A 14,077-nucleotide genomic window follows, 5' to 3' on the forward strand; every position below is an offset into this window, starting at 1 on the left:
CAACGGCCGCGCCCCCGTGGCGCCCGCGCTCGCCGCCGGGACCGGATCGCGGGGGCGCGGCCCGGTGGGTCAGGGGAGGATGGAGTCCACGTAGCCGCCGTCCACGCGGAGGGCGCCGCCCGTGGTGGCGGAGGCCAGGTCGGAGGCCAGGTAGGTCACCATGTTCGCGATCTCCGGCGGCTCGATCAGTCGCTGGAGCAGCGACTGCGGCCGGTGCTCCCGCATGAACTGCCGCTGTGCCTCGTCCCAGGGCGCATCGTCGCCGACCAGTTCGGACACGAATCCCTCCACCCCACCGGTGTGCGTCGGCCCCGCGAGCACCGAGTTCACCGTCACCCCGGTGCCGGCAGCAGCCTTCGCGAAGCCCCGCGACACCCCGAGCAACGCGGTCTTCGTGACCCCGTAATGCACCATCTCCACCGGCGTCACCACCGAGGAGTCGCTGCTGATGTACATCACGCGACCCCACCCCCGGTCCATCATCCCGGGTAGGTACGTGCGGGTGAGCCGCACACCCGACAGCACGTTCACCTCGAAATAGCGACGCCAGTCGTCGTCAGTGACCTCGAGCACCGGCTTCGCGCCGAAGATGCCGAGGTTGTTGACCAGGATGTCGAGTTCCGGCGCGGCTTCGAGCACGGCGTCGCACCCCTCGGCGGACGCCACATCAGCGACCACACCCCGCACGTTCGCGCCCTCGATCGACGCGACCGCCTCGTCGACGCGCCCGGCCGACCGCCCGTTGACCAGCACCTCCGCCCCGGCCGCCGCCAGCCCCGCGGCTATCGCGTACCCAATGCCCTGCGTAGATCCGGTGACCAGCGCCCGCCGCCCCGAAAGATCAATGTCCATACGAGCCCCATTCCCCCCACCCCCCGCTTACACGCCGCTTCAGCGCGGCGGCCGGCGGGCGGCTTCGGAGCGGCGACGGTTCACGCGCACTAGGAGTTCGTCGGCGCGGACGTCGGCGCCGATCTCGATCGGGTCGCCGGAGTCGGTCACCACCGCGAGCGGTCCCTCACCATCGGGCTGCAAATACCGATCTCCCCACCGCATCAACGCGAGCAACGCCGGCAACAGATCCTCACCCATCGGCGTGAGCACGTACTCGTACCGCGTGCGCTGCCCCGGCTCCCGGTACGGACGCTTCGCGAAGATCCCGGCCGCGACCAGCTCCTTCAACCGGGTAGCCGCGATCGCATCCGTGATCCCGACCCTGGCCGCGAAGTCGTCGAACCGCGTCGTCCCGTAGAACGCCTCCCGAACCAGCAACATCGCCGACCGCGTACCGACCACGTCCATCGCCTTGCCGATCGAGCACTCCGTCGCCTGCCAGCGCGTCCGGTCGGCCAGCGGTCCATCGAGGGTGAGCGGCATGTGACGCACTCTACCCTGGCTAGACACAGCCATAGCCAGACCCTTACCGTCCCTGACTATGCAAAGGCAGAGTCAGATCCTCGCGATCCTGTGCGGTGCCCCGTTCCTCGCCGGTCTCGACCTGTTCGTGGTCAACGTCGCGTTCACCGACATCGGCGCGAGCTTCCCGGGCCACTCGCTCGGCACGCAGAGCTGGATCCTCAGCGGCTACGCGATCGCCTACGCCGCGCTCCTCGTCCCGGCCGGGCGCCTCGCCGACCGCATCGGCAACCGCCCCGCGTTCGTCGCCGGACTGGTGATCTTCACCGCCGCCAGCGCCGCGGCCGCCGCGAGCCCCACCCTCGGCGCGCTGATCGGCTTCCGCGTGCTCCAAGCCGTGGGCGCCGCGGCCCTGACCCCCACCAGCCTGGGCCTGCTGATCCACGCGGTGCCGGCCGAGCGGCGCGCGTTCTCCGTCCGGATCTGGGCCGCGACGAACGCCCTCGCCGCAGCGCTCGGCCCCGTCGTCGGCGGCTTTCTCGTCGAACTGTCGTGGCGGTGGATTTTCCTGATCAACGTGCCGCTCGGCGTGGTGCTGGTGTTCGCGGCGCTGCGTCGCGTGCCGGACTACCGCGTTCCCGACCCGGAGCGCGTCCTCGACCTGCGCGGCGCCGCGCTGCTGACCGTCGGCGTCGGTGCACTGGCCTTTGCTTTGGTGGAGGACAGCAACCGACTGCTGGCCTTCGCGGTCGCCGCCGTCGCGCTGGCGGGTTTCGCAGTGAACACCGCCCGGCACCGCGCCCCGCTGATCGACCCCGCGCTGTTCCAGGTGCGCACGTTCGCCTGGGCGAACATCGCCATCCTGATCTTCAGCGCGAGCTTCGCCGCCGGACTGCTCGTCGGCATCCTCTACCTGCAGAACGTCTGGGGTTACTCCGCCATCCGCACCGGTCTGGCGATCGCGCCCGGCCCGCTGATGGTGCCGCTGTTCGCGCTCGGCGGTGCCGCCCTCACGAAGCGCTGGCCCGCCGGGTGGCTGGCCGCCGTCGGCTGCGTCCTCTGGGCACTCGGTTCCGTTCTCTTGCTGACGTCGGTCAGCCCCGAACCGTCGTACGTGGCCGACGTGTTGCCGGGCTGGTTGATCGGAGGGATCGGCGTCGGGCTGACGCTCCCGACGATCCTGGCGTCGGCGACGGCGCAGTTACCCCCGGCGCGGTCGGCGACCGGTAGCGCCGTGGTGAACATGAGCCGCCAGATCGGCACCGTGCTCGGCGTCAGCATCGTGGTGGCAGTGCTCGGCGACGGCTCGTTCGTGCGCACGTGGTGGGTGATCGCCGTCCTCGCGCTGGTGGCCGCCGTCGCGTCACTGGGGTTGACCCCGGCCCGCCACCTGGCGGTTCACGCACCGAGATGACGCAGCACCGCGAGCACACGGCGGCTGTAACCACCTTCGGCCGACAGGCCGAGCTTGTCGAAGATCGCGTTCACGTGCTTCTCCACCGCGCTCTGCGAGATCGACAGCTCGGCGCCGATCCGGCCGTTCGTCTGTCCCTGTGCCATCCGCCCGAGCACCTCGCGTTCCCGGGCGGTGAGCGCCGAGACCGGATACGCCGGGCGGGCGAGGAGCTGGCGCACGACTTCGGGATCGAACGCGGCCCGGCCCTCGCCGACCCGGACCAGCGCGTCGAGGAACTCCTCGACCCGCACGACCCGGTCCTTCAGCAGGTACCCGATCCCGGAGGCAGTACTTCCGAGCAGCTCGGTCGCGTACCTCTTCTCCACGTACTGCGACAGCACGAGCACCCCCACCGCCGGCCACTCCGCGCGAATTCGGAGGGCGGCGCGCAGCCCCTCGTCGGTGTGCGTCGGCGGCATCCGGACGTCCACGACGACGACGTCGGGCTGGTCGCGGGCCACCTCGACGAGCAGCTCGTCCGCGGTGCCGACGGACGCGACGACCTCGTGCCCCTCGTCGGTGACCAGGCGTTCCAGGCCAACCCGCAGTAGCGCCGAGTCCTCGGCCAGCATCAACCGCACGGCAGCACCGCCTCGACAGTGGTCGGGCCACCGGCCGGACTGTCCACGGTGAACCGCCCGTCGAGGGCCGCCACGCGCCGCGCGAGGCCGGTGAGACCCTCGCCCGTGGTCGTCGCACCACCGAGGCCGTCGTCGCGGATCGTCACCGCCAGCTCGTCCATTCTCCGGCTCACGAAAACGTCCACGCGGGAAGCCGACGCGTGCTTCACCGCGTTCGTCACCGCCTCGCTCACCACGAAGTACGCCACGGTCTCGACGGCGCGGACCGGCCGCTCGGTCACGTCGACGGTCAGCACCACGGGGACCGGCGACCGGTCCGCCACCGTCTCGAGCGCGACCGGCAGACCGCCCGTGTCCAGCGCCGCCGGGAACACCCGCCACGACACCTCACGCAGCTCCACCAGCGCGTCCGCGGCCTCGTCGTGGGCCTGGCGCAGGAGCGCCGCGTGCCGGTCGTCGTCGGCGGGCAGGCGTCGGGCCCGTCCGAGCAGCATTCCGACCGCCACGAGGCGCTGCTGAACGCCGTCGTGGAGGTCGCGTTCGATCCGGCGGCGCTCGGCGTCGACAGCGGCCACCACCTCCGAGCGGGTGGTCGACAGCTCCGCGATCCGCCGCTCGTACTCCGCGCCAGGGCCGGGGCCGAGCATCCGGTCGGCGACCCACCGGTCGATCCGGCCCACCGCGAGGAGGCCCTCGACGTTCAGGAACGCGAGCACCGCGGCCAGCCCGGTCAGGTAGACGACGTTGAACGGGCTGGGTTCGATGTTGTCGACCGGCCATCCCACCAGCCAGCCGACGAAGAGCGCCACGACGGTGGCCGCACCCCAGAGCAGCAGGCCCCACAGAAGGCCCCCGAACAGCCCGACCAGCACTCGGGTTGCCTGGTAGGCGACAGCTCGCGTGCCGTCCACGTCAGTGGCCACGCTCGGGCCGAGGAACCGGTGCACGCGTTGCCGGTCCATTCGGGTCAGCGTGGTCGCCACCTCGCCGAGCTTCCGGCGGGCCCGTCCCGCCGTCGCTGCCAAGGAGACGCCCGCGACGACGAGAAAGCCGATCGCGACCAGGCCGGTGAACGCGCCGAGCCCGACGCCGACCGACGTCCGCACGACCCTCGCCACCACGTTGCGCACCACTCGACCGTAAAGCGCGGCACTACGTCAGCGCACTGCGGAAAACCACACCAGTGCCGGGACGTCGGCCAGTTGACGCATCTGGTCGTTGAGGTGCGTGCACGTCGAAATGCCGGTGAATTCCCGGCGGACGACCGGGCGCAGGTCGCGCACGTTCTGCCCGGTCAGGCGCTGAGCGCTCGCCGCCGCGGACGGGCACTCGACCCAGGGCAGCACGCGCGGTGTCGCGACGACGTCCACGATCCGGAAGTCGTGCGGGTCCACGCTGCCGCGCAAGGTGTATTCGTGGATCACGGTCTCGCGGCCGTCGACGTCGACGTGCGAGTCGCGATACAGGCTGTCGACCTGCAATACCCCGTCTGCCTCCCAGACGTCCAGCCGACGCGCGCGCCGCAGCGCCAGCGGCGAGAGCGCGTCCCGCTCGTGCCACCCGAGGTCGTCGCTCGTCGCAGGCCCCGGGCGGGCGGGAGCGAGCTCGGGGCCGGGCGGCTCGTCGGGCGGTGTCGATCGGGCAGGCGTGAGATCCGGGGCGTCCGGGCCGGTGACTGCGGGGACGATCCGGTCGCGGTTGATCTGGAGCATGACCGTGCCGTCGCTGCGCCAGCCGGAGCAGAGGTCGGTCTGGGGCAGGCGCACCGGGCCCTCCCCGCCCATCGGTACCTCGCCGAACGCGACGCCGCTGACCAGCGTCGCCACCGGGAAATCGTCGAGAAGCAGGTGCAGACGGGTGGCTTCGGCGTACTGCTCGGGCAGGGTCTCCTGCACCCGGCGGCGGAACCCGCCGGCCACGGACGCACCGACCAGTTCGGCGAGCTGGCGTCGGGAGGGTCGGCGGAGATCGAGGTCAGCGTCCAGCCGCCGTGGTAGTCGATCTCGGCGCCGAGCCGCGTTTCGTCGGCGGTCGCATGGCCGTCGGGGTCGGTCCGTAGGTCGCGGGCCCGCGCGTCGACGACGACGGCACCCGGCAACCCGTCGGGCCGGAGCAGGTCGACGGTGCTGGTCCGCCGCACGGACCCGGGCCGCCGGATCGGACTGCCGGACGTCGGCCGGTGGATCCCGTGACGCGGATGAAGCGGACGACTCCCCATCAACCCTTCTTACGCGCTCCGCCCCCACCAAGCGAGAGACCCACATCACACCGCACGCGAGCGCGCGGAGGCGCGAGCGGGCCGGGAGTTCCGCGGCCCGCTCGCGGCGGCTGGATCAGCCGGCGCCGAAGCGCGGTGTTACTCCGCGGAGTACGAGAGCGGGTCCTCGCCGGGGCGCAGACCCCGGTGACCCATCTTCTGCGTCTTCGTCGCCAGGTACGCCTCGTTGGCCGGGAGCGCCGCAGCCGGCATCGCGTGCACCTCCGCGATCCCGATCCCGGCCGCACGTAACGCGGCCACCTTGTCCGGGTTGTTCGTCAACAACCGCACCTGCTCGACGCCGATCTGACGCAGATAAGCCGCCGCCGGACCGTAACTACGGCGATCAACCGGCTCCCCGAGCTCGAGGTTCGCCTCGACCGTATCGAGCCCCGCCTCCTGCAGCGCGTACGCGCGGATCTTCTGCGCCAGGCCGATCCCCCGGCCCTCGTGACCACGCAGGTAGAGGACCATGCCTCGACCTTCCTCCGCGATCAACGCGAGCGCGGTGTCCAGCTGGGGACCGCAGTCGCATCGCTGCGAACCGAGCGCCTCGCCGGTGAGACATTCCGAGTGCACACGGATCAGCGGCGGCTCGCCGCCGGGCGGCGCTGCAGGTGGCGTCCGCATCGAAAGAGCCAGGTGTTCGACGTCGTCAGCACCGGAGAAACAAACGGCGTCGAAGACGCCGTGCCGGGTCGGGAGCTTTGCCCGGGCGAGAACGCGCACGGTCGCTGGTGCGGTCGCGGTCACCGGTCACCACCTTCCACTGTCGGGGCCGGGACGAAAAGCGAGGTGCAGCAGAATTTCACCAGGTGAACACGTCGGGCGACGAGTTCTGGTTCACAGCGTTCCCAATGTCGAACTGCAGCAACACTGAACCTTATGCCCGCTGCGATCCATCCGCTCGTCGTGAACGTCCCCGAAGCCGATCTCGACGACCTGCGGGAACGACTCCGCCGAACGCGCTGGCCGGAAGCAGAGACCGTCGACGACTGGTCCCAGGGCGTCCCGCTCGACTACCTTCGCGACCTTTGTCGCTATTGGGCGGACGGCTACGACTGGCGCGCCACCGAGGAGCGCCTGAACGCGGTCCCGCAGTTCCGCACCGAGATCGACGGTCTGCGCATCCACTTCCTGCACGCCCGGTCGCCACGCGCGGACGCGCTGCCGCTCGTGCTCACCCACGGCTGGCCGGGCTCGGTCGTCGAGTATTCGAAAGTCGTCGGTCCGCTCACCACATTGCCGACGTCTGGGCGCAGCTGATGGCCCGACTCGGCTACGAGCGTTACGGCGCCGCCGGGAGCGACTGGGGCACGAGCGTCAGCACGGTGCTGGCCCAGCGCGATCCTTCGCACGTGGCCGGGATCCACCTGGTGCCACCGCTGGCCGCGCCGGACCCGGCGACGTTCGACGATCTGACCGACGCCGAACGCGCCGCGCTGGCCGACCTGGAGCGGGCGCAGAAGTCCGAGGACGGCTACTCGCTGGAACACTCCACCCGGCCGCAGACCGTCGGGTACGGGCTGGTCGACTCGCCCGTCGCGCTGTGCGCGTGGATCGTCGAGAAGTTTCACGCGTGGAGCGACGGCGACGCGCTGAGCCGTGACGACCTGCTCGACAACCTGATGCTCTACTGGCTGCCCGGCACGGGGGCGTCGTCGGCGCGGCTGTACTGGGAGAGCTTCGCGACCGTGCAGCAGTGGTTCACCAGCGCGACGCCGGACGTGATCCGGGTGCCGACCGGGTGTTCGATCTTCCCGAAGGAGAACCCGCGGGCGTCCCGGCGCTGGGTGGAGCGCCGATTCGCCGACATCCGGCACTGGAACGAACTCGACCGCGGCGGCCACTTCGCCGCCTTCGAGCAGCCGGAACTGTTCACCGCGGAACTCCGCACCTTCTTCAATCAGCTGCGCTGAGCACGACGACGGCGCCACGCAGATCTACGTGGTGAGCACGTCGTCGAGGGCCGCGAAAGTGGTCACGTAGAAGGTGCCGGTCGTCGGCGTGGTGCTCACGACGTCGACCAGCGCGACGCGGCCGTTGCCGGTGCGGACGCAGATCCGCGCGCCGCGGACGAGTTCGTCGCGCGGAATCGTGGCAGCGCCGTAGCCGGTCGCGGTCGCGCAGACGCCCGCGCCGCCGACGGTCGACGGAGCCGGCACCAGCGTGGTGCCGAACGCCCAGTCCGCGCGGCGGAAGCCCTCCGGGCCGTACGTCACGTCGAACGCGGTGCCGGGCCCGTTCCTGTCACTCGGGCCCCACTGGTCGTCGTAGGCGGGGGCGTCCAGGTCGGCGCCCCGGCCGACGGTGAGGGTGAGCGCGTCCTCGTGCCAGATCCGGGTGCTCGCGGCGGCCGGGCTCGTCAACGGGAGCGACGGCGTCGCGTCGCGGCCGACGGCGAGGGTGAACGTCGCCGCCGCGATCCCGACCCAGCCGGCGATCGTCCACCGCAGCGAAGCCCAGTCCACGGCCCGCACGGTACGAGGCGAAGATTTCGTGCGGACGAACGTCAGTTGGCGAACCACACCCGCTGGGCGGTGAGCAGGACCAACGCGGTGTCCGGCCGCACCGCCGTGTCCAGCACGGTCCGGTCGAGGGCCGGTGAACCGATCTCCCAGTTCGGGGTCGCGTACGCGGAGACGTCCACCTTCTGCAGACGCAGGCAGTCGTTGACGAACGCGGTATCCGCGGGTCCGTAGGAGAGCGCGAGGCGGATTCCGTCCCGATCGAGTTCGAGCACATTCCAGGCGCGGCTCTCGACGGCGGTTTCCGCCCGGCCGACGCGAGCGTCCAGGTGGTCGGAAGCGACCGTCCAGCCGCCCGCGTCGAGGCGATCGCGCTCCGCGTACAGCGTCGCCCGCAGGTCGCGCAGCGGAAGGCTCAGCACGGCGGAGCCGCGGGTGGCGCAGACCCAGTCGAAGTCGTCCCACGCCTTCAGTTGACGCGATCCCCGGACACACGCGTCGTAGCGCGCTGTCGTCACCGGGGTCGTGCCGGTGGGCGCCGCGGCGGTGAGCGCGGCCGTGGTGCGGCGGACGGTGTCCTCGTGCGCGTCGATCACCGCCGCCGACTCCAGGTCAGGGGGCGGATCGCGGTGCACGACGCTGCTGAACGACGTCACGACGCCGACGCAGACGACGCCGGGCACCGCCAGCGCCGCCACGAGCAGTAACAGCAACCACCGCCGCCGGCGGCGCGGCGGCGCCTCCCCCATCGCCTCCCCGACGAACGCCAGCCCTTCCACCTCCGGGGGCGCCTGCTGTTCGGTGGCATCGGACACCCGTCAGACCCTACCGATGCGATCAGAAGTCCACCGTGACGAGATGCCGGCCGGCGGTCGTCCGGATCTCGACGGAGTCGACGTCGTTCGGCGCGACGGCGGCGCTGCCCGAGGTCGGCCATCCGCCCGACATCGACGCGGCTTTCTCCGAGATCACCCAGCTGCCGGCGACGGCCTCCTCGTTGTTCGTGCCGTGGATGACCATCTCGCATTCCTCGCCGACCTTGATGCCGGTGAGCTTCACGTTCACCTTCACCCAACCGGTGGCAGGCACGACGCTCGCGGTCATCTGCGCACCGGTCGCGGGATCGGTGTTCGAGCCGCTGCGGGTGCCCTCCACGGTCGCGGTCGGCGACGGGAGCGCGATCGGCGGCCCCGACGAGTCGCTGCGTCCGAGCAGCACGCCACCGCCGACAGCGGCCGCGAGCGCGACCACCGCCGCGGCACCGGCCACCAGGCCGCGGCCCCGTGATCGCTTGGTGGCGGTCTCCTCGCGCGCTGCCCGCAGCGTGCGCTGCAGCAGCAGATCGGCCTGCGGGTCCGGGCCGTCCATGAACAGCTCCGGCGGCACCTCGTCGAGCGCGTCCTCGATCTCGCGCAGCACCGTCACCTCGTGACGGCACGCGGTGCAGGTGGCGAGGTGCTCCTCGACCCGCCGGAACTCCACCGGGTCGAGCAGGCCGAACAGGTAGCCGGCGATGTCGACGTGTCCGTGCGGCGCGGTCATCGGGTCACCATCCCGATGTCGCGGCCGCCGAAGGTATCTCGCAGGGTTCTCAGCGCGTAGAACGTTCTGCTCTTCACGGTTCCGACCGGCACGCCGAGCGCTTCGGCCGCCTCCTTGATCGTCCGGCCCTTCAGATAGATCTGGACCAGGACGTCACGGTGCTCCGGCGGCAGCTGCTCCAACGCGTCCATGACGACCATCTGGTTGACGACGTTCTCCGCGTGGTCGCGGGCCACCGGGGGCTTGTAGGGCACCTCCGGGACTTCGGTGGGCCGAGCCGCTCGGGCCCGGCTCTGGTCGATGACGATGTTGCGTGCCACCGTCAGTAACCAACCACGCACGGAGCCCTTGCCGTTCACCATCACGTCCGGATTGCGCCACGCCCGAAGGATCGTCTCCTGGACGATGTCCTCCGCGAGCGAGCGATCCTCGGTCAAGCGGGTGACGTAAGCCAGTAATGCCCGTCCGTGTTCGGCGAACAGCGACCGAATCAGCGCCTCGTTCCCTGCCGGGCCTCGTCGCTGATCAGCGCTTCGGACCATCCGCCGCTCCCCTCGCTGCGCCGTCTCCCGAGTTAGCCCCTGACTGTAGGCCACCGGGCCGTCGGGCCGCCGGGCGGCGCTTCCACTGTGGGGGCGGGGCGAGATGTCGCGGACTCCTCGCACGGCGCGGTCGACGCTGAAAGCGCCGGGTGAAAAGCTCAGGACGGTCACGGTGGGCCCCTCAAGCTGGCTGGACTGCACCGGCTACACGCGCGGGTCTCGAAGAAGGTTCAGGGGCTCCCGGCGGCAGATATATCCGCGAGGCAATAGAGGCGCAATTTCCCAGGCCTAGCGTGAGCCCCTGACGACGGACCGTTAGGAGCTCTCTCGTGAGCGAAACGACGTTACCCGCGGAAACCACTCACAGCCACGCCGCCGGCGACGGGGTCATCAAGCCCGGCTACGACCCCCGGCTGGCCAATGAGGACCTCGCGCCGCTGAAGAACCAGAACTGGACGTCCTACAACTTCTTCGCGTTCTGGATGTCCGACGTCCACAGCGTCGGCGGTTACCTCACGGCCGGCAGCCTGTTCGCGTTGGGCCTGGTGGCGTGGCAGGTACTGATCGCGCTGCTGATCGGCATCACGATCGTGTACTTCCTCTGCAACCTGGTCGCCCGGCCCAGCCAGCGCACCGGGACGCCGTACCCGGTGGCCTCGCGGATCCCGTTCGGGGTGCTGGGCGCCAACATCCCGGCGATCATCCGCGGCCTGATCGCGGTGGCCTGGTACGGCATCCAGACGTACCTGGCGTCGGCCGCGCTGATCGTGGTGGCGCTGCGGCTGGACCCCGGGCTCGGCCCGTGGGCCGACGTCGACCAGCACGGCTTCCTCGGACTGTCCGCGCTCGGCTGGCTCGGGTTCGGCGTGATGTGGGTGCTGCAGGCGGTCGTGTTCTGGCGCGGTATGGAGGCGATCAAGAAGTTCATCGACTTCTGCGGCCCGGCCGTCTACCTGACGATGTTCCTGCTGGCCGCGTACCTGGTCTGGAAGGCCGGGTGGTCGAACCTCGACTTCAACCTGGCCGAGGGCGGCAAGACGCTGACCGGCTGGCCGGCGTGGCAGGAGACGATCATCGCGATCGCGCTCGTGGTCTCGTACTTCTCCGGTCCGATGCTCAACTACGGTGACTTCGCCCGGTACGGCAAGACGTTCGGCGCGGTGAAGAAGGGCAACTTCCTCGGGTTGCCGGTCAACTTCCTGGTGTTCGCGATCCTCGTCGTGGTGACGGCGGCGGCGACCCGGCCGGTGTTCGGGGAGATCCTCACCGACCCGGTCGAGACTGTGGCCCGGCTCGACAACACTTTCGCGATCGTGCTGGGCGCGTTGACGTTCATGATCGCCACGATCGGCATCAACATCGTCGCGAACTTCGTCTCGCCGGCGTTCGACTTCTCGAACGTCTCGCCGCAGAAGATCAGCTGGCGGGCCGGTGGGATGATCGCGGCGGTCGGTTCGGTGCTGATCACGCCGTGGAACCTCTACAACTCGCCGGACACGATCCACTACACGCTGGACGTGCTGGGGGCGTTCATCGGCCCGCTGTACGGCGTGCTGATCGCGGACTACTACCTGGTCAAGCGGCAGACGGTCGTGGTGGACGACCTGTACACGCTGCGCAGCGAGGGCACGTACTACTACGTGAAGGGGTACAACCCCGTCGCGGTGATCGCCACCGCGGTGGCAGCGGTGATCGGCGTGCTGGTGGTGTTCTTCGCGTCGTCGGACGTCGCCGCGTTCAGCTGGTTCATCGGCGCCGGTATCGCGTTCGCGATCTACCTCGCGCTGAAGAACCAGATCCCGGCGACCGCACCGGCCACGGTTCCCGCGGCCACGCCGGAGAGCTGATCCCCGCTCGCCGCACCGAGCGAGGAGAACACCGTGTTGATCCAGGTCGTGAACCCGAACACCACCGAGACGATGACCGCGACGATGGCTGCCTGCGCCCGGGCCGTCGCCGCGGTCGGCACGACGGTCGAGGCGGTCACGTCGCCCACCGGCCCGGCGTCGATCGAAAGCCACTACGACGAGGCGCTCGCGGTCCCGGGGCTCCTCCAGGCCGTCGCGGCCGGCGAACGAGCGGGCGTCGACGCGTACGTCGTCGGCTGCTTCGGCGACCCGGGCGTCGACGCGGCCCGCGAACTCGCCCACGGCCCGGTGATCGGTATCGCCGAGGCAGCGATGCGCACGGCCGTGCTGCTGGGCCGGACGTTCAGCGTCGTCACCACGCTGAGCCGCACCGCGGGCCGCGCCTGGGAACTGGCCGCCCGGTTCGGGGTGGCGTCCCAGTGCGCACAGGTGCGTGCGTGCGAGATTCCGGTCCTCGATCTGGAGCGCCCCGGCTCCAACGCCGAGTACCGCATCACCGAGGAGTGCCGTCGCGCGGTCGCCGAGGACGAGGCGGACGTCGTCGTACTCGGCTGCGCGGGCATGGCCGACCTGTGCGCCCGGATCAGCGCCGCGGTCGGCGTGCCGGTCGTCGACGGGGTGGCCGCCGCGACCAAGATGATGGAGGGACTGGTCGCGCTCGGCCTCACCACGAGCACCCGGCTGGAGTACGCGCGTCCGCCGGCCAAGGCCTACACGGGGTTGCTCGGCTCGTTCTCACTGGAATCAGGAGCAACAATCTGACGCAAACAGACATCCCCGTGAAACGAGTCGGGCCTACCGTGTCTCCAACCCCGGAGGCGTCCATGGCACCGAAGAGACGGCATTCGTACTTCGCCGGCAAGGTGACAGCGATTCCGGGTGCATCCCAGGCCGAAGTCCTCAACGAACTGCGCCGGGTGATCCTCGCCGGCGAGGTCCCGCCGGGCGTCCCGATCCCGGTCGGCGAGGTCGCCGAACGCTTCGGCGTCAGCCCGATCCCGGTCCGTGAGTCGCTGATGACCCTGATCGGCGAGGGTCTCGTCGACCACCGCCCGCGCTCCGGCTACACCGTCGCCCAGCTCACGCTGGCCGAACTGCGCGAGGTCTACGTGGTGCGCCGGGTGCTGGAGGCGGCAGCGCTCGCCGCCGCCGTGGTGTCCGCCGATGATGCCGACGACGCGCGCGCCGCCGAAGCGCTCGCGGCGTTGGAACGCGCGGTGACCGACGACGACTCGACGGGCTACCACCGGGAGAGCCGCCGGTTCCATATGGCGCTGCTGGCGCCGGCCGGGATGCAGCGGCTGCGGTACGTGCTCGAATCGGCGTGGAACGTCACCGAGCCGTGCCGCCCGATGGCCTACATCGGCGTCGAGGAACGCACCGCGCTGCACGCCGACCACCACGCCATGCTGGCCGCGTTCGTCGCCCGCGACGCCAAGCTGCTGCTGGACATCTCGGCCACGCACCACTACCGGCTGGAGAGCTCGATCGCCGACCTCCCGCCGGAAACCGGCTTGTTCGCGACACCGTGATCGAGCCGATGGCCGACCGGCACGCCGAGCGGGTGCTGGAGATCTATCGGCTGGGCATCGAGACGCGGCTGGCGACGTTCGAGACCGCGGTGCCGACGTGGGAGGAGTTCCGCAGCGCGCGGAATCACCGGCTCGTCGCGGTGGAGGGTTCCACCGTGGTCGGCTGGGTCGCCTGCTCACCGGTGTCCCGGCGTCCCGTGTACGCGGGTGTCGTCGAGCACTCCGTCTACGTGCACCCGGACGCGGCGGGGCGCGGTGTCGGGGGTCGGCTGCTCGACGCGTTGATCGCCTCCACGGAGAAGAGCGGCATCTGGACGATCCAGTCCGGCATCTTCCCGGAAAACCACGTGAGCCTCGCACTCCACACGCGCAGGGGCTTCCGCGTGGTGGGCACCCGCGAACGCATCGGCCAACTCGACGGCACCTGGCGCGACGTCGTCCTGATCGAACGACGCGCCCCCTGAGGCGTGAACGG

15 protein-coding genes and 1 pseudogene are annotated in these 14,077 nt (G+C 70.6%); 6 read left to right on the forward strand and 10 right to left on the reverse strand.

Going from position 1 to position 14,077, the window contains the following annotated elements:
• Positions 1–69: 69 nt before the first annotated feature.
• Together ACGFY5_RS36150 and ACGFY5_RS36155 are read right to left on the reverse strand one after the other, a co-directional pair.
• Entirely contained in the window at positions 70–852 is a 783-nt protein-coding gene (locus tag ACGFY5_RS36150) for an SDR family NAD(P)-dependent oxidoreductase (protein WP_392727519.1), read from the reverse strand.
• A 39-nt stretch (positions 853–891) separates the two neighbouring features.
• Complete coding sequence (locus tag ACGFY5_RS36155; protein WP_392727521.1) at positions 892–1,377, reverse strand: winged helix-turn-helix transcriptional regulator; 486 nt, start codon at positions 1,375–1,377, stop codon at positions 892–894.
• Between the two features lie 58 nt (positions 1,378–1,435).
• Between ACGFY5_RS36155 and ACGFY5_RS36160 the strand changes: the two genes are divergently transcribed.
• Positions 1,436–2,770, forward strand: coding sequence for an MFS transporter (locus ACGFY5_RS36160; RefSeq protein WP_392727522.1), 1,335 nt, complete (start codon positions 1,436–1,438; stop codon positions 2,768–2,770).
• Here the strand turns inward: ACGFY5_RS36160 and ACGFY5_RS36165 are convergent.
• From ACGFY5_RS36165 to ribA, 4 genes are all read right to left on the reverse strand, one after another.
• Positions 2,755–3,393: a DNA-binding response regulator gene (locus ACGFY5_RS36165; RefSeq protein ID WP_392727524.1), complete on the reverse strand. Its 639-nt coding sequence runs from the start codon at positions 3,391–3,393 to the stop codon at positions 2,755–2,757. The genes ACGFY5_RS36160 and ACGFY5_RS36165 overlap by 16 nt on opposite strands.
• Positions 3,384–4,523, reverse strand: a complete 1,140-nt coding sequence (locus tag ACGFY5_RS36170; RefSeq protein WP_392727525.1) for a sensor histidine kinase — start codon at positions 4,521–4,523, stop codon at positions 3,384–3,386. Before ACGFY5_RS36170 ends, ACGFY5_RS36165 begins: the two co-directional genes overlap by 10 nt.
• A 27-nt stretch (positions 4,524–4,550) precedes the next feature.
• Positions 4,551–5,312, reverse strand: coding sequence for a DUF2889 domain-containing protein (locus ACGFY5_RS36175; RefSeq protein ID WP_392727527.1), 762 nt, complete (start codon positions 5,310–5,312; stop codon positions 4,551–4,553).
• Positions 5,313–5,749: 437 nt separating this feature from the next.
• The gene (gene ribA, locus ACGFY5_RS36180) at positions 5,750–6,403 is read right to left on the reverse strand and encodes a GTP cyclohydrolase II (RefSeq protein ID WP_392727529.1); all 654 of its coding nucleotides are present in this window, start codon (positions 6,401–6,403) and stop codon (positions 5,750–5,752) included.
• 132 nt (positions 6,404–6,535) lie between these two features.
• Between ribA and ACGFY5_RS36185 the strand changes: the two are divergent.
• Positions 6,536–7,569 (forward strand): annotated as a pseudogene (locus ACGFY5_RS36185) (epoxide hydrolase family protein).
• A gap of 24 nt (positions 7,570–7,593) precedes the next feature.
• On the opposite strand, the gene ACGFY5_RS36190 reads toward ACGFY5_RS36185, so the two are convergent.
• From ACGFY5_RS36190 to ACGFY5_RS36205, 4 genes are read right to left on the reverse strand one after another with little or no spacing between them, the layout of a single operon-like run.
• On the reverse strand, positions 7,594–8,121 hold the full coding sequence (locus tag ACGFY5_RS36190) for a hypothetical protein (RefSeq protein ID WP_392727531.1): 528 nt from the start codon (positions 8,119–8,121) through the stop codon (positions 7,594–7,596).
• Between the two features lie 41 nt (positions 8,122–8,162).
• Positions 8,163–8,933, reverse strand: coding sequence for a hypothetical protein (locus ACGFY5_RS36195; protein ID WP_392727533.1), 771 nt, complete (start codon positions 8,931–8,933; stop codon positions 8,163–8,165).
• 22 nt (positions 8,934–8,955) lie between these two features.
• Positions 8,956–9,660 (reverse strand): anti-sigma factor family protein, encoded by a 705-nt coding sequence (locus ACGFY5_RS36200; RefSeq protein WP_392727535.1) that lies wholly within the window; start codon positions 9,658–9,660, stop codon positions 8,956–8,958.
• Positions 9,657–10,202 carry a sigma-70 family RNA polymerase sigma factor gene (locus tag ACGFY5_RS36205; protein WP_392727537.1) on the reverse strand — a complete coding sequence of 182 codons (546 nt, stop codon included), beginning with the start codon at positions 10,200–10,202 and terminating at the stop codon, positions 9,657–9,659. The genes ACGFY5_RS36200 and ACGFY5_RS36205 overlap by 4 nt, the downstream gene beginning before the upstream one ends.
• 329 nt (positions 10,203–10,531) lie before the next feature.
• Between ACGFY5_RS36205 and ACGFY5_RS36210 the strand changes: the two genes are divergently transcribed.
• The 4 genes from ACGFY5_RS36210 (at position 10,532) to ACGFY5_RS36225 (ending at position 14,066) form a co-directional block, all read left to right on the forward strand.
• A complete protein-coding gene (locus tag ACGFY5_RS36210; protein ID WP_392727539.1) occupies positions 10,532–12,049 on the forward strand; it encodes an NCS1 family nucleobase:cation symporter-1 in 1,518 nt (505 codons plus the stop codon).
• A gap of 33 nt (positions 12,050–12,082) precedes the next feature.
• A complete protein-coding gene (locus ACGFY5_RS36215; RefSeq protein WP_392727541.1) occupies positions 12,083–12,832 on the forward strand; it encodes an aspartate/glutamate racemase family protein in 750 nt (249 codons plus the stop codon).
• A 62-nt stretch (positions 12,833–12,894) separates the two neighbouring features.
• A complete protein-coding gene (locus ACGFY5_RS36220) occupies positions 12,895–13,602 on the forward strand; it encodes a GntR family transcriptional regulator (RefSeq protein ID WP_392727543.1) in 708 nt (235 codons plus the stop codon).
• Between the two features lie 8 nt (positions 13,603–13,610).
• Positions 13,611–14,066, forward strand: coding sequence for a GNAT family N-acetyltransferase (locus ACGFY5_RS36225; RefSeq protein ID WP_392727545.1), 456 nt, complete (start codon positions 13,611–13,613; stop codon positions 14,064–14,066).
• Positions 14,067–14,077: the final 11 nt, after the last annotated feature.

The sequence above is a fragment of the Cryptosporangium sp. NPDC048952 genome (assembly GCF_043197895.1).
Taxonomy (GTDB): domain Bacteria; phylum Actinomycetota; class Actinomycetes; order Mycobacteriales; family Cryptosporangiaceae; genus Cryptosporangium.